Origin of the sequence: Sorangium sp. So ce381 (genome assembly GCF_051473845.1) — a bacterium.
Classification (GTDB): Bacteria; Myxococcota_A; Polyangia; order Polyangiales; family Polyangiaceae; genus Sorangium; species Sorangium atrum.
Map to the genome: position 1 here is coordinate 5,045,748 of NZ_CP150336.1, position 25,179 is coordinate 5,070,926.

Genomic DNA, 25,179 nt, shown 5'->3' on the forward strand with positions numbered 1-25,179 from the left:
ATGCAGCGCATGCACGATCGCGTCGAGCGCAATCCGTCGCACCGAAGCCCTGTCCCGAGCCACCTCCGGCGCGTGCCGGCGGTGCGCCTCCTCGGGACGCTCGCCGTGCTGCTCGCCGCCGGGGTGGTGGCCGGCATGGGCTGCGGCAGGGAGCCGCCCCCGCCCGCCGTCGCGGCGCCGCCCCTGGGCGCGCAGGCGAACGACGACGCGTGCGCGTGCAGCGGCGGCTTTTATTACAACGGCGAGGCGATCCCGATCGAGGACACCCGGTGTGACAGCTTCGTGTGCGGGCGCGACCTCATCGCCTATCACTGCGTCGACCTCGGCGCGAACGACAACTGGCGCAGCTTCCCGGGGAACAGGTGCGGTGATCTCTCCTGTCCTGGCGCAGGAACCTTCTGCGGCGCGGACGTCGTGAACGGCGAGCCCGCGGCCCTGTACCAGTGCGCGGGCGCGGGGCAGATCCCGCTCGAGTGGACGATCTGCGAGGGGGGCTGCCGGCGCGGGGCGTGCACCGAAGCCGCGACCAGCGAGTGCCCGTGCGAGGTCCCGCCCGTGGCCGGCGGCGAGCACATCCCGCGCACCTGCGGGCAACGCGTGTGTTTCCCGACCGGCGCTGGCAGCGAGGGGGTGAAGATGGTGTGCACCGCGGACGGGTGGCAGAGCCTGGGGCTCTCGTGCGCGCAGGGCGCAGGCACCTGCAGCGCCTGCCGCGGGGTGCAGGACAGCTTCGACAACGAGGTGACCACGACCGCGTGCGGCGAGACGATCTGCGGCCTCGGGCACGGCAACCGCAGCGAATGGATCTGCGGAGAAGCGGGGTGGCTCGACCTCAATCGCCCCTGCGAGCCAGGCAAGCCGGAGGACGAGGGCGCGGAGTTCGGCCGCTGCCCGGAGCAGTTCCAGGACAAGGACGGGAAATGGAAGTCGGTCGAGCGAGGCCAGACCTTCTGCGGTGATCAGATCTTTCGTAGCCCCTGGAACAACGACCTGGCGCGGAGCTTTGGCGAGCCCTTGATCCGCATCAAGGGAAAGGCGACGCAGCTCTTCGCCTGCCCCGGGCCGGGCGCCCGCCCTGTGCCTTATCGCGACTGCTCCGCGCTCGGCGGCAGCGGCGAGTGCAAGCCCGTGCGGGAGCTGCCGGGCATGCACTACCACGAGGTCACCGGCGCGCAGCCCCAGGACGGCGCCAGGACGATCCGCGACTGGGACCGCTGCGACGAGGGGTGCCCCGCGGTCCCCGACGCGGTGTACACCGCCGCGGGGCCGGACGGCAACCGCTACTGCCGCCATCTGTTCTGCGGGCAACACGGGGTCACCGGTCGCGTCGGGACCTTGTACCAGTGCGCCTACGATGGTTGGACGTACTGTCCGCCGTCCGAGGAGTCCACAAAGGCCGTCGTGGGCCGTCCGGTGCCGTACGAGGAGTGCTCCGCGGCGTGCCTTCCGCGCGGCGCCAAGACCCACCACGACGTGTGTGATGCCACGTCGGATCAGGAGCCGTTCGGGATCCCGGATCCGGCGCCCGAGGCGAGCCCGTCGTCGCGCTGCGACGCGATCGTCGATTACCAGGGGAACGAGGTCCCTGTGACGTCGCGGCGGCGGGGCGCGAGCGTCTGCGGCCGCGGCGGGCAGGTGTTCGAGTGCCGCGATCGGCAGCTCTACCGCCCCGACGGCTGGCACGCCACGGGGATCTCGTGCGGCACGGCGTGCGGGATCTGCGGCCCGGATCCGTACGGGACCCAGAGCTCGTTCTGCAGGTCGATCGCGGAGTTCTTCGGCAACACGTGCAGCGACATCACCTCCGACCCGGAGGCGATCCTGTGCAACAACAGCGATGACGTCCTCCTGAACGACCCTGCCTACTGCGGCCACAACCCCGGCCTGCACGCCGCGGGGGACCCGTGGATGCTCTACACCTGCAAGGCGTATTGCGAGCGCGAGGACGGCGCCGCGACGCGCTGGGTGCCGTGCGAGGGGCGCGAAGGCGACGGCCGGAACGGGCGGGAGAGGACGCGGGTCTACCGCTTCGATCACGCGACCTACTGCCCCATGGGGTGCATGATCAACGAGAGGGTGAACGACGCGTGCATCGCGCCCACAGGCACCCTCCAGTTCCCCTTTCCCGACCACAAGATGATCCAGAACATAGGCCACAAGCCGGACTGGAATGACGGCCGGCACCTCGGCGAGGACATCGGCAAGGCGAGCGGCCGGACGGAGGGCACCTACGTCTTCCCGATCGCCCCTGGCAAGCTCCTCCGGGCGGGCATCAACTGCTCGCAGTACCTCGGCATCGCGCTCGTCGAGCACCGCTTCAAGGAGAACGGCGAGGAGAAGCGGTTCTGCTCCTTCTACGGGCACCTCGACGTGGATGAGCTGGCGATGGCCCTCGTGGGACAGGACGTCGGCACCGACACGCCGCTCGGGAAGATCGCCTATTGGGACGACATCCCGAGGCAACACAACCTCTATTGCGACGCCAAGTGGACGGAGTGCCCGGCGGAGGACAGCTTCCCCTGCGATCCGGGCAACTCGCACCTGCACTACGCGGTGCTCTCCCACGCCGAGTGCGCGCGCTTCGACGATGGGGGCGGCGCGCCGCCTGGGTACGATGCGTGCAACACCGCATCGGCGGTCGGATACCTCGACACGGAGACGCGGATCGAGTCCTATACCGCGCTCGACGAGACCTGCACGATCCCCATCTCGAGCCCCGACGGGTACATCTCCCCGGAGTGGTTCGTGACCTCTCGTCTACATTGACCCACCGCCGCGTCAGCGTCGGGCGCCGCGCGGGGAGGGAGGTGTCCTCGGTCCCCCTCGCGCCTCGCGCCGCCTCGCGCCGGCGGGCGCGCGACGTCAGGCGGTGGTCGGCGGGAGCGGCATCACGCACTCCACGAAATAGCGCAGGATGTCCTGCGGGGTGATGATCCCGACGAGGCGCCCCTCGCGCACCACCGGCAGGTGGTGGATCCGGTTCGCGCGCAGCAGGGTCATCACCTCGTCCGTGGGCATGAACTCGTCCACGCAGATGGGCGGGGTGCTCATCACGTCTGCAGCCGTCATGCCTGCGTACTCCTTGCGCAGGAGCACGCCCAGGAGATCCGTCTCGCTGACGAACCCGATGATGCGGTGCCCCTCGTCGATGACCGGCGCGCCGCTCAGGCGATGGTTGGCGAACAGCTGCAACATGTCGAGGACCGGCGTGCCGTGCTCCAAAGCGATCACGCGCTCGGTCATCAGATTGCGCGCATGGCCCTTCATGGTCCGGGGCATGTAATGCTCGACACGCAGCGGCGTCAAGTGCGCGCCGACGCACCGCGCCGAGCAGCCCGGTCAGCCGCCGTCCTTTCACACGTCACACGTCCCACGTCTCACGCCGATCCACGCCCACGCCGGGCCTCGCGCATGCCCTCCGTCGAGCGACCGCTGCGGACGGCCGTGGGGCGCGACGCACCGGTCGGCTCGGCGCTCGGCCGGCCTCGGCGCCTCCTGCCGGCCGCCCCGGCGGCCCGCAGGTCCGTCGAGGGAGCTCAGGAAGCCGACCGCGGGGGCCCGGGAGGCGCAGGCCCAGGCCGTCGTCCGCTCGGATGGATCGGGCCCGCCGAGCGCCTTTCGGGGCGCCTCCCGGCCGGAAGGTTGGCTGTCAGCGACAGGCCATCGTGTCGCCGTCAATCGCACTTCGACCTCGCCCCATCGCTCCTCCGTCCCCGGTGCCAGCATCGCTGTCCATGATGCCTTGGACAGAGCGGGAGTCTCGCGCCGACAGCGCCAACAGAGCGATCGCACCTCGACACAAAAAAAGCGACCCTTGCGTGCGCGTCGGTCTTTGCCCGGCGGGGTATCAGTGACATCTTTCCATTTGTCGCTGTAGCGGAGATGGCCCCATCGGCCGCTCCGACTCGTGGGCTTCTTCGCGGCTCGTGCATCTGAACAAGATCACGCACCGGCGTTCGACGCGCGCACCCCTTGGCCCGCGCCTCGGCGCCGGTCGTTTCGGGAGCTCGTGGGCCATGCGCTCATGGGCATCCCAGGGGGGCGTTATCCATGGAGCATTCGCGGAAGCTAGCTGCACTCCTCCTGGCCATCGCGGCGCTCTTCGCGAGCGCGTGCGCGGTGGCGCTCGATCCGGACGCTCCGGCCGAGGACGCCGGGGACGCCGCGTCCCAGGCCGCTCAGACGGCGAACGCGCTGACGTCGAACGCGTTGACGTCGAACGCGCTGACGTCGAACGCGCTGACGTCGAAGGCGCTGATCTCGAACGCGCTCACGGCCGAGGCGCTCTCCGGCCACCCGCTCACGGCCGAGGCGCTCCGTGACCCGGCCGCGCGCACCCTGCTGAAGTACGTCGCGGGCTGCGCGCTCCCCGCGGGCGAAGGCTTCACCGTCGCCGTCGGCGACGACGAGTTCTCCTTCCCGGGGGAGCTCGGGCTCGCGGCGAGCTGGGGCGAGGAGGGCGGCGCCTGCGACGAAGCTTGCCGGTCCTGGGTCAGCGGCTGCGTCCTCGCCCGCGTCAACTATCTCGGGCACAGGGTGAGCATCTCCGTCCGCGGGGATCGCAAGGAGCTCCGGGCCGACAAGGGCGAGCGCGCGGCCTACCCGAGGCGCGAGGCCACCTACTACGGCAACATCTTCGCGCCGCAGCGCCGCTACCACGCGTGCCTCCCCCCCGAGCCTTCGTCGCTCGTGCGCTCCTGCGGGCCGTCGCTCGAGACGTGTGCGATCCAGGTCGCCGGCTCGTGCGGCAGCCTGTGCGACGCGCCGAACAGCGACGGGAGCTTCCCGAACTGCCGCGGCAAGATCCGCAGCAGCTCGGGCAAGCTCATCGTCGAGAAGACGCCGAACCCCGGCTCCGTCACCGTGTTCCTCATGGACGACTGACGTGGGCCACGCGGAGATCATCGCGGGGCGCTTCGCCGTCGAGGGCGAGGCCGCCTCCGGAGGGATGGGCACCGTCTACAAGGCATACGACCGCCTCGGCGGCGCGGCGGTCGCCCTCAAGATCGTCCGCCTGAGGAACGAGATCCAGATCGAGCGGTTCGAGCGGGAGGCCGCCCTCCTCGCCGCGCTCGTCCACCCGGGCATCGTGCGCTACGTCGCGCACGGCAGCACCCCGGAAGGCGATCGCTACCTCGCCATGGAGTGGCTCGACGGCGAGGACCTCGCCGCGCGCCTCGCGCGCCGCGTCCTGCCGGCGGGCGAGGGGCTCTTGCTCGTGCGCCGGGCCGCCGACGCCCTGGCGTTCGCGCACGCGCGCGGCATCGTCCACCGCGACATCAAGCCGAGCAACCTCTTCCTCCCGGGCGGGGACGCCGGGCGGGTCAAGCTCGTCGATTTCGGCATCGCGCGGCCCAGCAGCGACGCCGGGCGCGTCACCGCCACCGGCGGCGTCCTCGGCACGCCGGGGTACATGGCCCCGGAGCAGGTCGAGGCGCACAGCGCGCCCGACCCGCGCGGCGACGTGTTCTCCCTCGGGTGCGTCCTCTTCGAGTGCCTCGCCGGCCGCCCCGCCTTCGCGGGCGCGAGCCCGATGGCCGCGCTCAGCAGGGTGCTGCTGATGGATCCGCCCCGCCTCCGCGACGTGCGCGCGGACGCGCCTGCGCCGCTCGACGAGCTCGTCGCGCGCATGCTCTCCAGGCAGCCCGGCGACCGCCCGCGCGACGGCGCCGAGGTCGCGGCCGAGCTCGACCGGATCGCCGCGATGGGGGGCGGGTGGACCGCGCCGCCCGACGCGCCGACGCTCTCGGGCGGCGCGCCGCTGGACGCGCCGGCCCACGGCCTCGCCCCGCGCGACCGCGCCGCCCTCACCCTGGGCGAGCAGCGCGTGGTGAGCCTCGTCTTCCTCGGCGAGCCCGGCCACGGCGCAGCCCGGGCGCCGCAGCCGGCCCAGGAGGCCCCTGGCGAGCCGCCGCCCGGCTCGCGCAGGTCGCAGCTGCCGCCCGCCTCTTGCAGGTCGCAGCCGCCGCCCGCCTCTTGCAGGTCGCAGCCGCCTCCCGGATCGAGCAGGTCGCAGCCGCCCACGACGAGCGCGCGGGCCGCGGAGATCCGCTCGCTCGTCGAGCTCCACGGCGGCAGGCTCACGCAGCTCGTCCCGGGCGTGGAGCTCGTCATGATGTCCGGCCACGGCAGCGCCGTGGATCGCGCCGAGCGCGCCGCCCAGTGCGCGCTCGCCCTCCGCGCCGAGCTCCCGGGCGCACCGCTCTGCGTCATCACGGGGCGGGGCGTCATCTCCGCGGGCCTCGCCGAGGGCGACGTCATCGACCGCGGCCTCGCCGAGCTCCGCGCGGCGCTCGATCAACGTGAGGTGCGCGCGGTGCGCATCGACCGCGCGACCGCCGACATGCTCGGCCCGCGCTTCGTCGTCGCGCACGCCGCCCCTTCGGCGCGGAGCGGGCCGCTCGTCCTTCACGGCGAGCGCGCCGTGGACGAGCTCGCCCCCGCTCTGCTCGGGAAGCGCACCCCGTGCGTCGGCCGCGCCCGCGAGCTCTCGATGCTCCACGGCGTGCTCGCCGGCTGCATCTCCGAGGCGCTCGCGAGCGCGGTGCTCGTCCTCGGGCCGCCCGGCGCCGGCAAGTCCCGGCTCCGCCTGGAGCTCTTCGCCACCCTGCGGCAGCGGGACGAGCCGATCGAGATCCTCTGGGGCCGCGCCGACTCGGGCTCTCCCGGCTCGCCGTTCGGCATGATCGCGGACGTGCTCTGCCGGGCCGCCGGCCTCCGCGCGCGCGACCCGGCGTGGGCGCGGCAGCGCAAGCTGAAGCAGCGGCTCGGGCGTCACCTGGGCGGCCCGGCGCTCGATCGCGCGGCGGCGTTCCTCGGCGAGATCACCGGCGCGCCGTCGCCGGAGCACGCACGCATGGTGCGGGCGGCGCGCCAGAGCGCCACCGGCATGAGCGACGGCGTGGGGGCCGCCTGGGAGGACTGGCTCGCCGCCGAGTGCGCCGCGCGCCCCGTGCTCCTCGCGCTCGAGGACCTGCACTGGGGCGACGCCGCCACCGTGCGCCTGCTCGACGCGACGCTGCGGAACCTCCGCGAGCTCCCGCTCATGCTGCTCGCGCTCGCGCGCCCGGACGTCCACCGGCAGTTCCCGAGCCTGTGGGCCGAGCGCGAGGTGCAGACGATCAAGCTCGGCCCGCTGCCTCGCCGCGCGAGCGCGGAGCTCGTGCGCGCCGCGCTCGGCGAGCCCGTGCCCGAGGGCGTGGTGGCGCACCTCGTCGAGCGCGCCGGCGGCAACCCGTTCTACCTGGAAGAGCTCATCCGCGCGGTCGCGAGCGGCAAGGAGGAGCTCCTGCCCGACTCGGTGCTCGGCACGGTGGAGGCGCGGCTCGACGCCGAGGGCAACGAGGGCAAGCGCGTGCTCCGGGCGGCCAGCATCTTCGGCGATCGCTTCTCGAAGCGCGGCGTCGCGGCGCTGCTCGGCGGCGAGGAGCGCCTCGCCGACGTGGAGGCCTGGCTGACGGCGCTCGCCGACCGCGAGCTCGTCGCGCCGGCCTCGGCGTCGGCGGGCCTCGCCGACGCCGTCGACTACGTCTTCCGCCACACGCTCGTCCGCGAGGCCGCGTACGCCATGCTGACCGAGCGCGATCGCGCCCTCGGACACCGGCTCGCGGGCGCGTGGCTCGAGCGGAGCGCCTCCGCCGATCCGGGGGGCGTGGCGGAGCACTTCCGCCGCGGCGGAGAGCCCGGCCGCGCGGTGCGCTGGTACCGCCGCGCGGCCGAGCAGTCGCTCGAGGCGAACGACCTGCGCGCCGCGATCGAGCGCGCCGCGTGCGGCGAGGCGTGCGGCGCCGAGGGCGAGGATCTCGGCGCGCTCCGGCTGGTCGCGGCCGAGGCCAGCGTCTGGACGGGCGACCTCGCGGCGGCCGAGGAGCTGGGCGCGTCCGCGGCCGAGCTGCTCCCCACCGGCTGCGCCGGGTGGTTCCGGGCGGTCACCCAGATCGCCGCCGCGGCCGGGAAGCTCGGCGCGGTCGACCGCGTGGCGCGGTGGGCCGCCGTGGCCGAGGGGATGTCCGCGGCGCCGCCGTCCTGCGCGCCTCCGGCGCCGACCTCCGCCGCGCCCGCGGGGCCGCCGTCCGCCGCGTCCGGGGCGCTGTCCTCCAGCGCGGCCGCGCTGCGCCGCGCCCGGATCGCGTGCTTCTGCGAGTGCGGCGCGCAGCTCGTCTTCGGCGGCCGTTACGCCGAGGCCGACGCGCTGCTCGCGCGCATCGACGAGGACCTCCGCGCGCCTCCGCCGCCGGACGCCGAGCTCGTCGCGATCGCGCAGCAGCTCCGGGCGATCCGCGCCTCGGCCGGCGGCGATCCCGAGGCGTGCCTCGATGGCCTGGAGGCGGCGCTCGCGGCCTTCGAGCAGGCCGGGGACAGGCGCAGCGCGTGCGTGATCGGCGCGAACCTCGGCTTCATCTACGCCGAGCTCGGCGAGCTCGGGGCGGCCGAGTCCGTCCTGCGCGCCGCCCTGGAGGCCGCCGACCGGATGGGGCTGCGCGAGCTCGAGACGGTGGCGCTGCACAACCTCGGCCACGCGCTCGGGCTGCTCGGCAAGCTCGACGAGGCGCTGCTCGTCGAGCGGCGTGCGGTGGAGGCGTTCCAGCGGCGCGGCGACCTCCGCATGGAGGGCGTGGCGCGGACCTACCTCGCGAAGATAGCGCTCCTCTCCGGCGACGCCGCGACCGCCGAGCGGGAGGCGCGCGCGGCCGAGGCGGCGCTGCACGTGGCCCCCCGGCTGCGCGCGGCCGCCGTGGCGGTGCGCGCGCGGGCGCTGCTCGCCGCGGGCGAGGTCGCGGCGGCGCTCGGCGCGGCGCGGGCGGCGTTCGGCGAGCTCGCGGCGCTCGGATCCCTGGAAGAAGGGGAGTCGCTCGTGCGGCTCGCCTACGCCGAGGCGCTCGCGGCGTCCGGCGCCCACGGCGAGGCGTCCGCCGTGCTCTCGGAGGCCAGGGAGCTCCTGCTCGCGCGGGCGCGGCGGATCGCGGACCCGCGGCGGCGCGAGCGGTTCCTGACGGCGGTGCCCGAGAACGCGCGCATCGTCCTCGGCGCGCTCGGCGCGACGGCGACCTAGCCGCCCCGAGGGCTCGCGCCCTCCGCCTCGTCCGCCCGCGTGTCCCCGGCCCTCGCCGCGACATGGGGGGTTGGGCGCCCCTGCGCTGATGCCCTGTCGCGCCGCCTGGACCGACGTGACCTGTGGAGGGGAGGACACCGGCCTGCCGATTGTCCAGGGTACGCGAGGTGCTTGTTGCGCTGAGAGCCTGTGAGTTCTGCTTGATTCGAATTAAAAAAATACTCTATCAGAGGTGACAGGTGATCAGACGAGCTCATTCCTCCAGCACGCGCGCTGCACTCCCCACCGCCGTCACACCCGCTCGAAATCAGGAGAGAGTCGAGAGAAAACGATGGGCCGGGCGCCGAATGTGGATTGACGCATTGCGGTGCACGGCGGGAGCCGTCGTGGTGCTGCTCTCGCAAGGATGCGTCGCGTCGATGGACGAGCCGGCGGACGCCGAGCGCGACGAGGTCGGCGAGGTCGGCGAGGGCGCGCTGGCGATGAAGAGCTATGCACAGACGCGGTATCCGATCGTGCTCTGTCACGGAATGGCCGGCTTCAAGGCGATGTTCGGGGTGATCGACTACTTCGGTGGGATCGCGGCGGCGCTGCGCGCCGGCGGATCGGAGGTGTATGCCACCGAGGTGCCCCAGTTCGACAGCACCGAGGCGCGGGGGGAGGCGCTGCTCGCGCAGGTCGAGGATATCGTCGCGCGCACCGGGAGCGGGAAGGTCAACCTGGTCGGGCACAGCCATGGCGGGCTCGACGCCCGGTATGTCGCCGCGGTGCGGCCGGATCTCATTGCCTCGGTGACCACCATCGGGTCTCCGCATCAGGGGGCCGAGCTCGCCAGTTTCCTCCAGGAGAACCTGCGGGAGGGCGGGTTCGCGGAGGGGGCGCTCTCGTTCCTCGCCAACAGCGTCGGCGCGGTGCTCAGCCTGCTCAGCGGGCACACGGCGCCCCAGGACTCGATCGCCGCCGTCAGGTCGCTCTCCGCGGCCGGGATGCGCGAGTTCAACGCGCGTTACCCGGCCGGGCTGCCCGACGGCCGGTGCGGGCAGGGCCCCGCCGAGGAGGGCGGCGTGCGCTTCTTCTCGTGGTCGGGGACATCGATCGTCACGAGCCTCATCGACCCGACCGACCTGACGCTCGGGCTCATCTCCAAGCTGTATTCGGAGTCGAACGACGGGATGGTGGGCAGGTGCAGCTCCCATTTCGGGGTGGTGCTCCGGGACGACTATGGGATGAACCACCTCGACGAGGTCAATCAGCTCTTCGGGTTTATCAACCTGTCTGGGCCGAACCCGAAGTCCGTGTTCCGGTCGCACGCGAGCCGGCTGAAGGGCATCGGTCTCTAGCCTCCTGGGGGCCCTTCGTGGTGCGTCGTCGCAGGACAGCTCTACTCGTGGCCATGGCGCTCGTCGCGACGATCGGCGTGGGGCGCCTCGTCTCGGGGGAGCGGCACCGGCAGGCCGCGCCCTCCGGCCGGTCGAACGGGGCCGCGCGCGTCGGTCGGAAGGAGACGCTGCCCGCGCTCTCGGTGGCGCCGTCTCCCACGCGCCTCCGGCAGGCGCTGTCGGTCTCGCGGCCCTCCGCGGCGCCGCGCCCGCCGACGAACGCCGCGCCGCCCTCGCTCCGCGGCACCGACGTCGACGGCGCGGTGACCGTCGACGAGCGCGGCGATCTGGTCGTCGGCCCGGAGCTGCTCGGGCTGTTCGACTACTTCCTCAGCGCCACCGGCGAGGAGCCGGCGCAGGCGATCAGGGGCCGCATCGTCGCGGCGATCCGGGAGCGGGCCGCGGGGCGCGCCGCGGAGCAGGCGATCGCGCTCCTCGACCGGTACCTCGGCTACCGCGAGGCGGCCGCCGGCGCGCGCGTGGAGCAGGAGGCCGATCCGGCGGCGCGCCTCGCCGCGCTGCGCGAGATCCGGCGCGCATGGTTCGGCGAGGAGGCCGCGGAGCGGCTGTTCGGCGACGAGGAGCGGGAGATCGAGGCGGCGATCGAGGAGTCCCGCATCCTCGCGGACGAGGCCCTCTCGCCGGAGGAGCGCGACGCGCGGATCGCCGACGTCGAGGCGGCGCTCCCGGAGCCCGTCCGCGAGGCGCGCGAGGCGGCGACGCGCCCGCTCGCGCAGCAGGCCGATGAGCAGGCGCTCCGGGACGCGGGCGCCTCGGACGAGGAGATGCACGCGCACCGGGTCGCGACGGTGGGCCCCGAGGCCGCGGACCGGCTCGCGGAGCTCGATCGGCAGCGGGCGGCCTGGCGGCAGCGCCTCGACGCCTTCGCCGGCGCGCGCGCCGACATCGAGGCGACGGTGGCCGATCCCGACGCGCGGCGCTCCGCCGAGGAGGCGCTCCTCGAGCGCTCGTTCACGCCCGAGGAGCGGCTGCGCGTGGGGGCGATCCTGGGTCTCGCCCGGTGACGGCCGGGCCTACATCGATCCGCTGATCGAGAGCCCGAGCCCGCCGGGGGTGACGAGCGGGGCTGCGCCCACCTGGAGGACCTGGCCGCGCTGCAGCGGCACGCGCAGCTGCCGAGGCATGGCGACGCCGCCGAGCAGCATCCCCAGGCCGACGGCTTGCCCTGCGCCGAGGAGGGAGAGGCCGACCGCGCTGGCCGCCGTCGGCCGCCCCGTGCCGAGGTGGATCCACGGACCCGCGAGGGGGATCAGCAGCGAGGCGGGGTTGGCCGAGGTGCGTTCGAGGCGCCGGACGAGGAAGCAGGCGCCCTGGGAGCACTGCGGCACCAGCCGGATCCGCACCTCCGGCTGTCCGAGGGAGAGAGCGCCACCGCGGACGGCCGACGCGGCCCAGAAGCCGCCCAGGGTCGACGCGCCCGCGATGATCCAGCGCGCCCTCCGCGGGTTCGCGACGTAGGTGGCGCTCGCGGCCCGCTGCGGGGCGCGCTGCGTGACGGTCGCGGCCTGCTGCGGGGCGCGCTGCGTGATGGTCGCGGCCCGCTGCGGCGGCGCGGCGCGACCCTGCGGCGGCGCGGCACGACCCTGCGCCGGGGCCTGAGGCGAGACGGCCTGGGTCGTGCCAGCGGCGGAAGCGCTGGAGACGCCGAGACAGAGGCCGATCCCGAGAAACCCGGCGAGCCCTTGGACGACGCCTTTCCCCCTTGTTGACCTACCGCTGGTTCTCCCCGTCTTCGAAGTCCACATGCGCCCCTCCCGGTGCCATCGACCGCACCTGCGCTGGAGAGAGCAAGCCACGGGCCTCCTCCGGGACATGCGATTCGCCCCCGTCGCTCGAGCCCCCGGCATCCGGCCGGGGAGGTGCAGTGAGCACAGAGAGCAAGGAGCGCACAGCGACTCTCTGCGATTCGCTCGGATTCCTCGGCGCCCCTGGGACTCCGCTTCCTGGCGAAGAGGCGCCGAGTCCCGCGTCCCGGGAAGACGTCGCAGACGAGGAGCGCTGGCAGGGGCATGCCCCGCGATCCGCCACGCTCTCCGTCTCTCTGTATCTCTATATCTCTGTCTCCCCGTCTCCCCGTCTCCCTGTATATCTGTCTCTCTGTATATCTGTCTCCCAGTGTCTCTGTCTCTCCCGCCTTCGTGCGCTGCGGGCATCGCGTGCGGCGCTCACCGCAGGATCAGGCACGTCGTGGTGGCGTGCGCGTAGAGGGTGCCGTCGGCGTCGCGCAGCGTCCCGTCGGCGGTGGCGTGGCGCTTGCCGAGGTGCACGACGCGGCCCTCGGCGATGAGCTCGGGCCCGCCGGCGCGCGGGGCCTTCACGAAGCTGACCTGGAGCGAGACGGTCGAGTAGCCGACCCCCGCCTCCAGGGACGCGTGCACGGCGCAGCCCATCGCGGAGTCGAGCATCGTGCTCAGATAGCCGCCGTGGACCATCGCGATAGGATTGTGGTGCTGCTCGCCGGGAGATCCGGTGATGACGATCCGGCCGGCCTCCACCGTCGCGACCCGCAGCCCGAGGAGGCTCGCGATGGGCGCCATCGGCAGCTCGCCGTTCATCATGGCCGTGAGGTAGGCGAGGCCGGACATCGATCTCACCCTCTCCACGGCCGGCGCAGGATCTTGCCACGTCACCACCAGCTGTCGTTCCTGATTCGTCGTCATGACTCCCTCTCTCCCTGTTCCTGAATCCGACGTCCGTGACGCTCGTGACGTCCGCGCGAGCCCGCGATCGATGCGCCTCGGAGCCTATCCGTGCAAGGCAGCGAGCTCAAGGCCGCCGCCGTCCTTCCGCCCGGCGCGGCGCGCGCCGGCGTCGGAGATCGCGACGCGCGCGGCATGCACCTCCTCGTCGCTGATCACCGCGCGGACCATCTCCGTCATCCGCCTCCAGACCGAGTCCCTGCGGTACGGGAGCCCGACCTCCCGGCACAGCGCCTCGACCTCCCTCGCGACCTCGGGGTATTGCCGGAGCGGCAGGTCCGGCCAGAGGTGATGCTCGATCTGATACCCCATGTAGCCGCGCAGGAAGTCGGCGGCGCTGCTGGGGCTCTCGTAGTTCACCGAGCCGACGATCTGCCGGACGTAGTACTCTTCACGGCTGCGCGCGGCGCCCTCGAAGATGGGGATATCCAGGCCGGTGTGGGTCGGCGCGATCACCGCGAAGCTGTGCAGGTTCGACAGGAGCTCCGCCGCCACGCTGTTGACGAGCACGCCGAGCGCTGCCCCGCGGCCGAGCGGCAGGAACGCGAGCGGCAGGAGGACGAAGTGCACGAGGGCATACGGCAGGTACGAGCGGAGCAGCATCTCGCGGTCGAGCAGCACGCTGGGCGACCAGGCCGCGCGATCACGCCCCTCCGTCGAGGCCTCGGCCGCGCGCTCGCGTCGCTTGCGCAGGGCGCTCCGGGTGGCAGGGCCATAGTAGAGCCACTTCCACGTGCACGCCGTCAAGAACAGCGCGAGCGCGCGGACGACCTTCGGCTTGCTCTTCAGCCACGCCATGTTGACGGCGACGCGGTCGGGGTCCCGCTCGTCGCCGGTGTAGCAGTGGTGAGAGACGTTGTGCTGCGCCTGCCACGCGTCGGCGTCCAGCCAGTCGAACCAGTCCCACAGGCTGCGCCGGCCCCGCGCGAACGTGCGGCTGTTCCAGGCGGGGTCGCCGCCGGCGACGCCGTCATACGCCTTGTGGAGGACCGGATGCGCGACAACGACCCACCTGGCGAACCGGCCAAGGGCGATGAGGATCATCGAGATCGGGTTGGGCCCGAGCGCCGACGTCGCGTACCCGAGGGCGGAGAAGGCGCGGCCCAGCAGGGACAGGCGCTTGATATGGCGGAGATCCTCCGCGCCCGTCCGGGCCGAGGCGCCGGCGCGGATCGCCTTGATCCCCGCCATCAGCCGCCGGGCATCCTCGGCCGAGAGCGCGGTGGTGGCAGGGGCCTTGTCGGTCGCCGCGGGCGCGGTGCGGGGAAACGCATCATCGGTCTTCATCGTGAGCTCCGTCATCTCCGTCGTCTGCGTCTCGAGCGAAGCGAGGCGTGTCATGGCCATGGTGATGATTGGAGCGCTCATGACGCGCCCCCGGGGGCCTGGTGGCGGCTCAGCCAGGCGGCGATCTGCTCGTACGGGGTCCGGGGTACGGCCGGGTCGAGGCCGAGATCGAGCCTGCGGGGAAGCGCGATATGGCCGCCGCCGTCCATCCAGACGACGCGGGCGGGCGACGAGAGCCCCCCGTGCGCTCCCAGGCCGGCGAGGGTCGCCGGGGGCACCATCGGATCCTGGCGCGAGTACAGGAGCAGCGCCGGGGTGACCAGCGAGCCAAGGATCCTCCCTGCGCCCTGGGCCTCGTAATAGGCCGTGGGATCGCGGAAACCGAAGCGGCGGACCACCGTCAGGCGGTCCCACTCGCGCAGCGTCGCCGCCCGATCCACGGCCGACGGCGAGACGGGCACCTGTCGCCGCCGCGCGATCTCCCGGTACATCCGCTTCAGCCCCCCGAGGACGTGGCGCCGGTACACGACGCTCTCGGGGCGATCCATGTGGCTCACCGCGCGATCGAGGTAGAGGGGCGAGCAGATCGAGGCCACGGCCGCGAGCCGCGGGTGCCCCGCCGCGGCGAGGTGGAGCGCCACGTGTCCGCCCATCGAGAAGCCGACGACGAAGATCCGGTCGTGGCGCGCGACGATCGGGTCGCCGCTCAGCACGGCCGCGAGGTCCTCCCAGAGCCCCGCGTGGTGGAGGTCCTCCGGGTCGCACGACGAGCCGCGCTGGCCGAGGTGCGGCAGTTCGAGAGCCGCGAGGAGCAGGAGCGGCTGGATCGCTGGATCGTCGAGACCCAGGGCGACCGGCGGATGATCCGCGAGCAATACGGCGTCTCGCTGGCCGGCCTGGGGATCCTCGCGTTCGCCGCCCCCGTGCTGCCGTTCTTCGCGCTGTACGCGCTCTTCCTCCCGGCGGCGGTGGTCGCCGGCGCCTTGCTACCGCTCGTGGCCTATCCGCTGTCCTCGCTCGTCCTCCACCCGTACCTGCACATGCCGCGGGCCGAGGCCATGGCCCGCGCGTCCCGGCCGATGCGGTGGCTGCTCGACACGCGCTACGTGCGCTTCATCTCCCGCCACCACTACCTGCACCACCAGTACATGCACTGCAATTACAACCTCCTCTGGCTCGGCGACCTGCTCCTCGGGCGGCACCGCCGGCCGAGCGACGAGGATCTCGCCGAGATGCGCGGCCAGGGGATGATCTGCTAATCGGCCTTCCCGCGCTCATCCATCGCTGGCGCCAGCCTGGATCGACCGCCTCACGGCGCCATCATGGACGGCGCGGGAGCGCACGATGCGGGCGTGCGGGCCCAGGGCTGGGTCCGTGATGAAGTGCCAGAGCACCCAGGTCCACGAGCGGTGCGAGACCAGCGTGTCGTAGTGGCGCTTCGCGATGCGGTGCAGCGCGGGCAGGCGCCAGCCGGGCACGTTCATGAAGTCGTGGTGCTCGACGTGGTAACCCACGTTGAACGTCACGTGGTTGAGCGGCCCGTAGTAGCTGTAGGTCTCCTGGTCGGGCGCGTACACGTAGTGCTCGTGCACGAAGTGGGCGGCCACCGGGTGCAGGCTGTGGCCGATCAAGGTCGACAGCAGCAAGTAGGCGAAGCCGGGCGCGCCGAGCAGGCGCCACGAGAGCCACGCGGCGGGCAGCTGGATGGCCAGGTTGATCCACTCGTCGCGGTTCGGCAGCTTGGCGAAGCGCGCGGCGCGGCCCAGGTAGGCCACGAAGTAGAAGAACAGCCACAGGAACTTGCGCACGCGGCCGGCGCCGATCAGCCGCACCTCGAGCGAACGAGGCAGATCGGTGTCCTCGCCGGCCACACCGAGCAGCGCGTGGTGCGCGAGGTGGTAACGGCGGAAGCTCATCGCCGCCGGCAGCACCATCGGCAGGTTGGCGATCAGCGCCAGCAGCTTGTTCGAGCGCGCGCGGCGAGCGGCCAGATCGTGCGCCGCTTCGTGGATGGCCATCGCGCACCAGTGCGAGAGCACCGCGCCGAACGTCGCCGCCGCCAGCGTGACCACCCACCAGGGTGCGGCGAACACGCCGAGCGACCAGGCGACGGCGAGCTGCGCGAGCACCACCGCCAGCGTGACCGCGATGGTGCGCCGGTCGTAGCCGAACAGCGCGCGGATCTCGGGGTGCTCGCGCAAGATGCGGCGCCGGCGGGCGCGGTGCGGCTCGGCGCGCGTGACCCATTCGAAGGAACGCATGCGCCTCGATCTAGGCAGCGCGACCGGCGCCGCCCATTCGCATTCCCGGCGCCGCGCCCGCGGCCGTCAGTCGGGCCGTAAATACCCGTACAAAAGCCGGGTGAGCTCGGCCTGCGCGGCCGGCGCGCGCAGCATGTCGCCCTCGCGGAAGGCCGCCATGCCCAAGGTGTTTCGCATTGCGTGGAACAGGAAGAAGCCGCCGAGCTGCGGATCCACCGCGCGGGTCTTGGGCCGGATGCGCACCAGGAGCTCGGCCAGCGCGGCCTCGGCCTCGCGGTCGGCGTCGGCGATCAGATCGAAGTCGCCCACCCGCACGAACCACTTCATGAGCGCCCTCATCACGCGCGCGTGGGCCAGCTCGAGCTCGATCAGCCGGCCGGCCAGCCGGTGCAACGCCGCCTCCAGCGGGAGCGGCTCGACCTCGTCGAGCACCCGGCGGATCTCGGCGAAGCGTTTCTGCACGAAGCGGCGCAGGAGCGCCGCGACCAGCGCCTCGCGGTTGGGGAAGTACTGATACAGCGAGCCCACGCTGACGCCGGCGCGCTCGGCGATGTGCGTGGTCGATACACGGCTCTGCTTCGCCTCCTCTTCGCGCTCGATCAGCTGACCGGCGGCCTCGAGGATGGCGTCGACCGTGCTGCGCGAGCGCTCCTGGCGCGGATCCTTGCGCGGCTTCTGCGGCGATATGGTCACGCCGCCCATCCTCGCACGGCCGCCGCTGGCCGCGTGAGGCCGACGTGCCAACGCTCGCAGGCGCAAGCGGGGCGGCCGCCGGCCATGGGCGATTCTCGCGAACGCAATTGGGCGAGGAGCGAGATTCCCTGTCGCCAGGGGCCTCGTGACCGCTCGCCTGTCCAGAAACGGCAGCGGGCTGTCCACGAACGGCAAGATAAGCAGGCGGACGCATCCTTCGCGGTTGAGAATTCGCCTGAAGCGACGGAGGGTGACGGCGGATGGACGCTACGCCATCCATGACAGGAGTCACCCATGCCGTTAGATCGAGACCTTCCCAAGCGCGAGATCCTGCCGATCCCGGACCGGCCCTATGTCGGCCCGGTGATGTACAACGCCGCGGACCCGGCTTCCGTCTTCCCTCCCATCGAGCCGATCAGACCGCCCCCGAACGCCCCCAACGTGCTCCTCATCCTGATCGACGATGTCGGCTTCGGCGCCGCAGAGCCCTTCGGGGGGCTCATTCGCACCCCGACAGCCACGCGGCTCGCCGAAAACGGCCTCAAATTCACCCGCTTCCACACGACTGCCCTGTGCAGCCCCACGCGCGCCGCCTTGCTGACCGGCCGCAACCCCCATTCCGTCGGCATGGGCTGTATCACCGAGCTCTATACAGGCGCGCCTGGCTACTCCTCGATGATCCCCAACACCGCCGCCTCGATCGCCAAGATCCTCAGGTACAACGGCTACTCGACGGCTCACTTCGGCAAGTGCCACGAGGTGCCCGTCTGGGAAACCGGCCCATCGGGGCCCTTCGACCACTGGCCCATCTACATGGGCTTCGAGAAGTTCTATGGCTTCGTGGCCGGCGAGACCAACCAGTTCTATCCCACCCTCTACGATGGAACGACCTACATCGAAACGCCTCACGACGGGGACTACCACCTGACCACGGATCTGGCAAACCAGACCATCAAGTGGATCGAGCAGCAGAAGGCCATGGCGCCGGACAAGCCATTCTTCATCTATTTCGCCCCCGGCGCGACCCACGCGCCCCACCAGATCCCGGATGACTGGCTCGATAAGTACAACGGGCAATTCGACTTCGGCTGGGACGAGCTGCGCATGCGGATCTGGCAAACCCAACGATCGCTCGGCGTCATTCCACCGGACGCGGAGCTGACGGACCGCAACCAATACATTCCGCCTTGGGCGGAGGTGTCGGACGACATGAAGCGTCCCCTGCGCCGCGAGATGGAGCTCTACGCCTCCTTCCTCGAGCAGACCGACTACGAGGTCGGCAGGGTGATCGACACGCTCAGAGACCTCGGCATCATGGATAACACGCTGATCATCTACATCCTCGGCGACAACGGCGCTTCCGCCGAAGGCACATTTGTCGGCACCTTCAACGAGATGATCGGCTTCAACAACATCCAGATGCCGCCCGAGGAGCAGGAGAACATCATCAAGGAGAACATCGACCGCTTCGGCACCAAGGAAGCGTACAACCACTATGCCATCGGCTGGGCCCAGGCCATGTGCACGCCGTATCAGTGGACCAAGCAAGTCGCGAGCTACTTCGGCGGCACGCGCAACGGCATGATCGTCCATTGGCCAGGCCACGTCGACCGGGGCACCGGGCTGCGACACCAGTTCACTTACGTGATCGATGTGCTCCCGACGATCCTCGAAGCGGCCGGATTGCCGGAGCCGTTGAGCGTCGACGGCGTGCTGCAGATGCCCATCGAGGGGACGAGCTTCCTCCGGACGTTCACGGACCAGGATGCGCCCGAGTTCCGCACGACCCAGTACTTCGAGATGTTTGGCAACCGTGGCATCTACCATGAAGGCTGGACCGCCGTCACCCTCCACTCGAAGCCCTGGGACTGGCAATCCAATCCGAACTACGAAGGGGACAAGTGGGAGCTCTACTACACGTACCCATGGCCGTCTCCGGACGGGAAGAAGCCGCCGTATGCGGTGGACTGGACCCAGGCCGTCAACCTCGCCGACAAGGAGCCCGAAAGGCTGGCGCAGCTGAAGAACCTCTTTGAGATCACCGCTGCCCGATACAACGTATTTCCCCTCAACGACGAAAAGACAGAGCGCCTAGAGCAGCCGCCCCCTCCGGTCGGCGCGAAGCAGAGGTACGTCGATGGCAGCTTCGTCTCTGACCCGTGCGTGATCAACAACTTCAACCGCTCATTCAGGATCACGGCAGAGATCACGACCGAGAAAGAGGCGAACGGCGCGATCCTCGCCCGGGGCAACGACTTCGGCGGCTTTGGCCTCTATGTCAAAAACGGAAAGCTCACCTACGTCTACAACTACCTCGGGCTCAAGCGGTACTACGCCCAAGCCCGAGATCCGCTGCCGCAGAGGGCCAAATCCTACGAGGTCCGCATGGAATTCACCTACACAGGCGGCGACCTCATGGGCCTGGGCGGCACGGTGAAGCTCCTCGTCCGAGAAACCAAGGAGCCCGGGGTCGTCTACGAGTTCGACGACCTCGGGCTCGTCGCATCCCCGGACATCGGTGAGGACCCGCTCGACGAGACACGCGAGAATGAGCCTGGCCATATCGTCGAGACCAATCCGATCATCTTCAACGTGGACGCCTTCCTGATGGTCGGCAAGAAGACTGGCGGCCCGTTGTGCCCCGACTTCGCAGGTAGCGGGGACAACCGCTTTACCGGCAAGGTGCACTGGGCGGAGATCGAGCTGACGGGCGAACCCGCCGAGGTGAGCCCCGAACACAAATTGCACGCGCTGGAGGCGATCCAGTGACACCTTGACCCGGCCGAACGGGCGGCCCGCTTCCGCGCTCAGCTCTCCCCCAGCGCCGCCACGACAAAGTCTCGGAGCAGGGGGCGCTCGAAGCGGCTCAGCGGCCTAGCACCCCCTTGATGCCCCCGGACTGGAGCACGATGAGGTCCGAGATCACCTGAGGGAGATTCAGCCCCGGCGGATAGGCGAGATAGCGGGGAGACCAGACAGGTCCAAATTTTTCCTTGTACGCTCGCAGTCCCTTGAAGTGATAGGGCCTCTCGGTCTCGAACATGATGTGCGCGATGCGGGTCCACGCGGGCGCGCCCCGGTGCTGCTCGAAGCCGGACAGGGGCGCGACTCCAAAGTCGAACCAGCGGTAGCCTTCCCGCTGCCCCCAAAGCAGCAGCTGTAGAAGCATATAATCCATCGCCCCGCGGGGCGAATCGGGCCGGTGTCTCATCAGGTCGATGGACAGCTCCTCGACGACCATCAGGACATTGCAGAAGGCGAGGATGTGGCTCTCGTCGCGGAGGAGCGCGATGGGTGAGCGCTCGAGATAGCTCGGGCTGAAATAGCCGTTCGAGAAGCGCTTCTCGCGCGTTTCCTTGGCGCGGAGCCATAGATCGGAGATCACCTTCAGCGCGGGGAGGATCGGCGCGACGTTCGCCGGGGCGACCAGCTCGAACCGGTAAGGCGGGCGATCGAACTTGCGCTGGATCTGGCGGAGCGCTTTGCGTTCATGACCCTCCAGCGAGAAGGCGCCGAGATCCACCCGCGCCGTCTCCCCGATCTTGACGAGGCGAAGGCCGAGATCAACGTAGCGGAAGAGCCATTCTGGTCGGACCTGGTAGAAGACCGGCCAGCCGTCGTACTCGTCGCAGAGCTCCCGGAAGCGCCGGAGGAGCTCTGCCGCCTCGTCGCCGGGCCCGATCGGATCGCCGAGGCAGATCCAGCTGCGCCGCTGGACGCCGAACATCAAGAAGGACTTGCCGCTCTCGCTGAAGAGAAGCGACTTGTCCCCGAGGCGCGCCAGGCAGGCGAGGGTATCTCGAGCGGCGCCGACGAGCCGCTCGGCGCGCGCGAGTTCGCTCGGGCTCGCCGCGCGCGCCCGGACGGGAGGTGGTCGCATGAGCTTCGCCCAGGCGAGGAGCATCGCCGTCGCCAGAGCGGCCACCGAGGCCCTGAGCGCCCGGGGGGCGTCGCTGGCGGTCAGGAACTGCCAGAGTGTTTGTGCCGAGTAGGCGACGTGACGCCGAGAGAAGACGGTGAGGCTCACACCGCCGATGATCACCAGCGAGATCGCCGCGCTCCAGGCCGGGGAGAAGGCGTCATCGAACAGCGACGACCGCCGGTAGAAGCGGGCCCGCAAGGTCACGAAGAGGGCGAGCAGACCGGCTACGCCGGCCGCGTGCCAGGGCGGGTGTCCCCGGGCGGCGCCCAGGAGGGTCGCCACGACGAGCAGGACGACGGTCGAATGGAAGGCCCCGGCCAGCCGGCGCTGGATGCCACGAGCGAGGAACAGGAGCGCCGCTCCCGCGACGCTCCCGAGCAGGCGCGAGAGCTCGAGAAGGGTGTCGGGGACGAAGTGGCTGAGCCGGCCGAAGGCGGCGCCGCCGGGATAGGCGTTCGTCAGGACGAGCGCCGCTCCCGCGAGGAACGTGCCTGCCGCGGCGATCGACGGGGAGAAGTCCCACAAGACCTGCAGGCCGGCGACGGCCATCCTGGAGAGAGCGCGGCCGCGCTCCTGCAGCTCGCGCAGGAGCCACGCGAGCAGCGCGAGGGCGAGCGGCACGAGGTAGTAAAGAGCACGGTAGGCGATCAGCCGCCCCGCGAGGGCGGGGGCGGACGCAGCGCCTGAACGCGTGAGGAGCAGGAGCGAGATTGATTCGAAGACGCCGATGCCCCCTGGCACCTGGCTCGCGATGCCCGCGAGCTGCGCGAGCAGAAAGGCAGTGAGGATGCGCGGAATCGAGATGGGAAGCACATCGCCGGCCATCGCGGCGAGGACCGAGCCGGCCAGGGCCCAGTCGATGACACCGAACGCGATCCCGGCCAGGGCGAACCGGGGCGCGGGCGGCGCTAGCGTGAGGCTCCGCAGGCGCAGCGGGCGTCCTCGCGCGCAGAGCCCCACGTAGACGGCGACGAGCACGAGGAGGACTCCCCCGATGAGCCGCTGCCACACCGAGGCCACCGGGAACCCAGTGACGGGCACAGCCAGAGACAGCAGCCCCGCCAGAACGGCCATGCCCATCCAGTAGGACAGGAGGTTGAAGGCGACAATCCTGGCCACCGCACGTGGCGAGACTCCCCAGCCGGAGTAAAGGCGCCATCGCACCGCACCGCCGGTCAAGGGCGACATGCCCAGGCTCTGGCTGATCCCATACGCGACGAAGGAAGCGAACGCCGCCCGCCTGAAGGAGAGCCGCTCCCCTGCATAGCGGACCGCCAGCCATTCGTATCCGCTGAAGACCGCGTAGTTCACGGCCGTGACGAGGGCGGCAAGCGCGACCCGTCGGCCGGGCACGAGGCGGAGGCTCGCGACGACCTCGGCCGCCACCGTAGGGCGGACCAGGTGCTGCAGGGCCATGACGGCAATGGCAAGCAGGCTGACAGCCAGGAGCAGCCTGAGCGCGCGCAAACTCTTGGCGATCATCGTCCTCACTGTCGGCCCCGGTGAACCGAGCATCAGACCGCGACGCTCCGGCGAATGACGCCGGCATAGCGCTCGGTCCGCGCAAAGTTAGTCAGGAGGACGATGAATGGTCCGTGGCCCTGCTGCCCGCCCTGGAGGCCACCTCGTGCTCCGCTCGATCGCGGCGTTCAAGCTGATCGAGGCCACGCTGTTGACAGCGGTCGGGCTCGGCGCCGTGCGACTCTCGGCCTCACGACGTAGCGAGCGAGCTCAGATCTTGGCTCCCGCGGCCGGCGAGGGGGTCTCTCGCCCCCGGGCGGCGGTGGCTACACCGCGCCGTCGCGGAGCCACTCGCCGAAGCGCTCGCCGATCATCAGCGCTGTCAGGTTCGTGTTCACGCTCGGGATGGTCGGCATGATGCTCGCGTCCGCGACGACAAGGCCCTCGACGCCGCGGACCCTCCCGCGCCCATCGACCGCCGCTGCGAGGTCCCCCTCGGGCCCCATCGGGGCCGTCCCGCACGGGTGGTAGCCCGAGCCGCAGCTCCGGTAGATCCACCGCTCCAGCGCCTCGCGCCGCCTCAGCGTGCGCTCCATCGGCCAGACGAACCAGCCGAGCTCGCGCATCGGCGCGGTGCGGGCGATCTCGTACGCGAGCTCCAGCGCGTCGACCGCGCGCGACAGGTCGTCGCGGTCGACGAGCAGGTTCGAGACGATGCGGGGCCGCGCGTGCGGATCGGCGCTCAGGTGCTCGATGCGGCCGACGCCGCGCGGCTTGCCGATGCAGCACGCGATCGCGAACGCCGGTATCGTGAGGCGCGGGTGCAGCGGGAAGAACGAGCCCGGCTGGAGCATCACGTCGTTCGGGTACTGGCTGCCGCGCGACGTGTAGCGGAGCATCGTCTGGACGAGCGGCTGGCGCAGGACGTCGATCAGGCCGCGGCGGCGCGGCCACAGGCCGATGGCGGCCCCCGGGTGATCGAGCAGCCGCGCCCCCACGGCAGGCACGTCGGACACGAGCGCGACCCCGAGGCGCGCGAGCTCGGCCCGCGGCCCGATCCCGCTGCGCAGGAGGATCCCCGGCGTCGCGATCGCGCCGGCGCTCAGCACCACCTTCCGCGTCGCGACGACCTCGACGCGCCCGTCGGTCTCGATCTCGACCCCCTCGACGCGGCGGTTCCGCACGAGCACCCGCCGCACCGTCGTGCGCGGCCGTAGCCGCAGGTTCTCGCGCCGGCGCACCTCGGCGGTCAGGTAGCAGCGCGCCGCGCTCATGCGCTGTCCGTCGATCTTGTTCATCGCGTGCGGCCCGACGCCGCCGGGCGCGCGCGGATCGTTGGTGTCCGCGCACTCGGGGTGGCCGAGCGCCCTGCACCCGTCGACGAACGCGGCCTGCCACGGCACGAGCTCCTCGCGCCGGGCGCGGCGGATCGGCACCGGGCCGCCCTTGCCGTGCCAGGGCTCGCCGAAGTCGAGATCGTCCTCGAGGCGCTTGAAATAGGGCAGGCAGGCGTCGAAGCCCCACTCGGGCAGGCCGAGCGCCGCCCACTCGTCGTAGTCGTACGGCTGGCCGCGGACGGCGATGCACGTGTTCACGGCCGACGAGCCGCCGACCACCTTGCCGCGCGGGAAGAGGAACATGATCTGCCCGGGCGTCGGCCGGTGGCGATAGCCCCAGTCGTGCGCGAGCCACGAGTTGCGGGTGCCGTCCCGCAGATCGGCGGGCAGGCGCTCCGGGTCCGGGTAGTCCGGGCCAGCCTCGAGCAGCAGGACCTCGCGATCCGCGCGCTCCGTGACGCGCGCCGCGATCACGGCGCCCGCCGAGCCGGCCCCGACCACGACGAGCTCAGCGGCGCCGGCCGGGCGGGGCGAAGAGGACAGTGACGATCGAAACACCTTGGAAACTCGACCTACACGGGATCGCGCCGCCGGGCAACGAACCCTCGAAACTGTCCTCGCTGTATGACCGTGGTGCGGCGCCAGAGCGCCGCGGCGCGCGCCGGGCCGCGTACGGCGCGCCCCCGTCCGATGGTCCGATGATCCGCCCGGGAGGCCACATTGGAAACACCGAGGTTCATACAGGGTGTCTACTCGTTCGAGGGGCAGGGCCTGGAGCAGCCGGTGCCCCTTCGTCCTGCGGTCGGGTACACCGTCCCGCGGGACAAGCGCGCTCAGCTCATCTACCTGCGCGCGGGCAACTCCACGTCGGAGCTCATCTACCTGCTCCTCAAGCGCGACGGGCACCCGATGCGCTATTTCCCGATCGGCGCCAAGGCGGCGATCCACGTGCCCCTCGTGATCGTGGAGGACATCCACCCGGAGAGCGTGATCGAGCTGTGCGTGGGCGCGCCCGAAGGCGCGCGCGGGCTCGCGACGATCGACATCGGCCTGGCGGAGATCTGAGC

17 protein-coding genes are annotated in these 25,179 nt (G+C 71.4%); 8 read left to right on the forward strand and 9 right to left on the reverse strand.

Annotated features, from left to right (window positions below; all coding sequences use genetic code 11):
- Positions 1 to 2,766 carry a hypothetical protein gene (locus WMF29_RS18945; protein ID WP_437330185.1) on the forward strand — a complete coding sequence of 922 codons (2,766 nt, stop codon included), beginning with the start codon at positions 1 to 3 and terminating at the stop codon, positions 2,764 to 2,766.
- 96 nt (positions 2,767 to 2,862) lie between these two features.
- On the opposite strand, the gene WMF29_RS18950 is transcribed toward WMF29_RS18945, so the two are convergent.
- A complete protein-coding gene (locus WMF29_RS18950) occupies positions 2,863 to 3,267 on the reverse strand; it encodes a CBS domain-containing protein (RefSeq protein WP_437330186.1) in 405 nt (134 codons plus the stop codon).
- Between the two features lie 783 nt (positions 3,268 to 4,050).
- Between WMF29_RS18950 and WMF29_RS18955 the strand changes: the two genes are divergently transcribed.
- The 4 genes from WMF29_RS18955 (at position 4,051) to WMF29_RS18970 (ending at position 11,456) form a co-directional block, all read left to right on the forward strand.
- Positions 4,051 to 4,884: a hypothetical protein gene (locus WMF29_RS18955; protein ID WP_437330187.1), complete on the forward strand. Its 834-nt coding sequence runs from the start codon at positions 4,051 to 4,053 to the stop codon at positions 4,882 to 4,884.
- A gap of 1 nt (position 4,885) precedes the next feature.
- On the forward strand, positions 4,886 to 9,052 hold the full coding sequence (locus WMF29_RS18960) for a serine/threonine-protein kinase (RefSeq protein ID WP_437330188.1): 4,167 nt from the start codon (positions 4,886 to 4,888) through the stop codon (positions 9,050 to 9,052).
- Between the two features lie 419 nt (positions 9,053 to 9,471).
- Entirely contained in the window at positions 9,472 to 10,392 is a 921-nt protein-coding gene (locus tag WMF29_RS18965; protein WP_437330189.1) for an esterase/lipase family protein, read from the forward strand.
- Between the two features lie 53 nt (positions 10,393 to 10,445).
- Entirely contained in the window at positions 10,446 to 11,456 is a 1,011-nt protein-coding gene (locus WMF29_RS18970) for a lipase secretion chaperone (protein ID WP_437330190.1), read from the forward strand.
- Positions 11,457 to 11,465: 9 nt separating this feature from the next.
- Here WMF29_RS18970 and WMF29_RS18975 read toward each other — a convergent pair whose 3' ends face one another.
- The 4 genes from WMF29_RS18975 to WMF29_RS18990 form a co-directional block, all read right to left on the reverse strand.
- Positions 11,466 to 12,197, reverse strand: coding sequence for a hypothetical protein (locus tag WMF29_RS18975; protein WP_437330191.1), 732 nt, complete (start codon positions 12,195 to 12,197; stop codon positions 11,466 to 11,468).
- 420 nt (positions 12,198 to 12,617) lie between these two features.
- Positions 12,618 to 13,112, reverse strand: coding sequence for a PaaI family thioesterase (locus WMF29_RS18980; protein WP_437330192.1), 495 nt, complete (start codon positions 13,110 to 13,112; stop codon positions 12,618 to 12,620).
- 84 nt (positions 13,113 to 13,196) lie between these two features.
- Positions 13,197 to 14,492 carry a fatty acid desaturase family protein gene (locus tag WMF29_RS18985; protein ID WP_437330193.1) on the reverse strand — a complete coding sequence of 432 codons (1,296 nt, stop codon included), beginning with the start codon at positions 14,490 to 14,492 and terminating at the stop codon, positions 13,197 to 13,199.
- A gap of 23 nt (positions 14,493 to 14,515) precedes the next feature.
- Positions 14,516 to 15,232, reverse strand: a complete 717-nt coding sequence (locus WMF29_RS18990) for an alpha/beta fold hydrolase (protein WP_437331141.1) — start codon at positions 15,230 to 15,232, stop codon at positions 14,516 to 14,518.
- On the opposite strand from WMF29_RS18990, the gene WMF29_RS18995 reads away from it, so the two are divergent.
- Positions 15,119 to 15,697: a hypothetical protein gene (locus WMF29_RS18995; RefSeq protein ID WP_437331272.1), complete on the forward strand. Its 579-nt coding sequence runs from the start codon at positions 15,119 to 15,121 to the stop codon at positions 15,695 to 15,697. The genes WMF29_RS18990 and WMF29_RS18995 overlap by 114 nt on opposite strands.
- Positions 15,698 to 15,712: 15 nt before the next feature.
- Here WMF29_RS18995 and WMF29_RS19000 read toward each other — a convergent pair whose 3' ends face one another.
- Entirely contained in the window at positions 15,713 to 16,699 is a 987-nt protein-coding gene (locus WMF29_RS19000) for a fatty acid desaturase (RefSeq protein ID WP_437330194.1), read from the reverse strand.
- 66 nt (positions 16,700 to 16,765) lie between these two features.
- Positions 16,766 to 17,392: a TetR/AcrR family transcriptional regulator gene (locus WMF29_RS19005; protein WP_437330195.1), complete on the reverse strand. Its 627-nt coding sequence runs from the start codon at positions 17,390 to 17,392 to the stop codon at positions 16,766 to 16,768.
- Positions 17,393 to 17,686: 294 nt separating this feature from the next.
- On the opposite strand from WMF29_RS19005, the gene WMF29_RS19010 reads away from it, so the two are divergent.
- The gene (locus WMF29_RS19010; RefSeq protein ID WP_437330196.1) at positions 17,687 to 20,161 is read left to right on the forward strand and encodes an arylsulfatase; all 2,475 of its coding nucleotides are present in this window, start codon (positions 17,687 to 17,689) and stop codon (positions 20,159 to 20,161) included.
- Between the two features lie 97 nt (positions 20,162 to 20,258).
- On the opposite strand, the gene mprF is transcribed toward WMF29_RS19010, so the two are convergent.
- The gene (mprF, locus tag WMF29_RS19015; RefSeq protein ID WP_437330197.1) at positions 20,259 to 22,796 is read right to left on the reverse strand and encodes a bifunctional lysylphosphatidylglycerol flippase/synthetase MprF; all 2,538 of its coding nucleotides are present in this window, start codon (positions 22,794 to 22,796) and stop codon (positions 20,259 to 20,261) included.
- A 305-nt stretch (positions 22,797 to 23,101) separates the two neighbouring features.
- Positions 23,102 to 24,670, reverse strand: coding sequence for a GMC family oxidoreductase (locus WMF29_RS19020; protein ID WP_437330198.1), 1,569 nt, complete (start codon positions 24,668 to 24,670; stop codon positions 23,102 to 23,104).
- A gap of 162 nt (positions 24,671 to 24,832) precedes the next feature.
- On the opposite strand from WMF29_RS19020, the gene WMF29_RS19025 reads away from it, so the two are divergent.
- Positions 24,833 to 25,177, forward strand: a complete 345-nt coding sequence (locus WMF29_RS19025; RefSeq protein ID WP_012236117.1) for a hypothetical protein — start codon at positions 24,833 to 24,835, stop codon at positions 25,175 to 25,177.
- Positions 25,178 to 25,179: the final 2 nt, after the last annotated feature.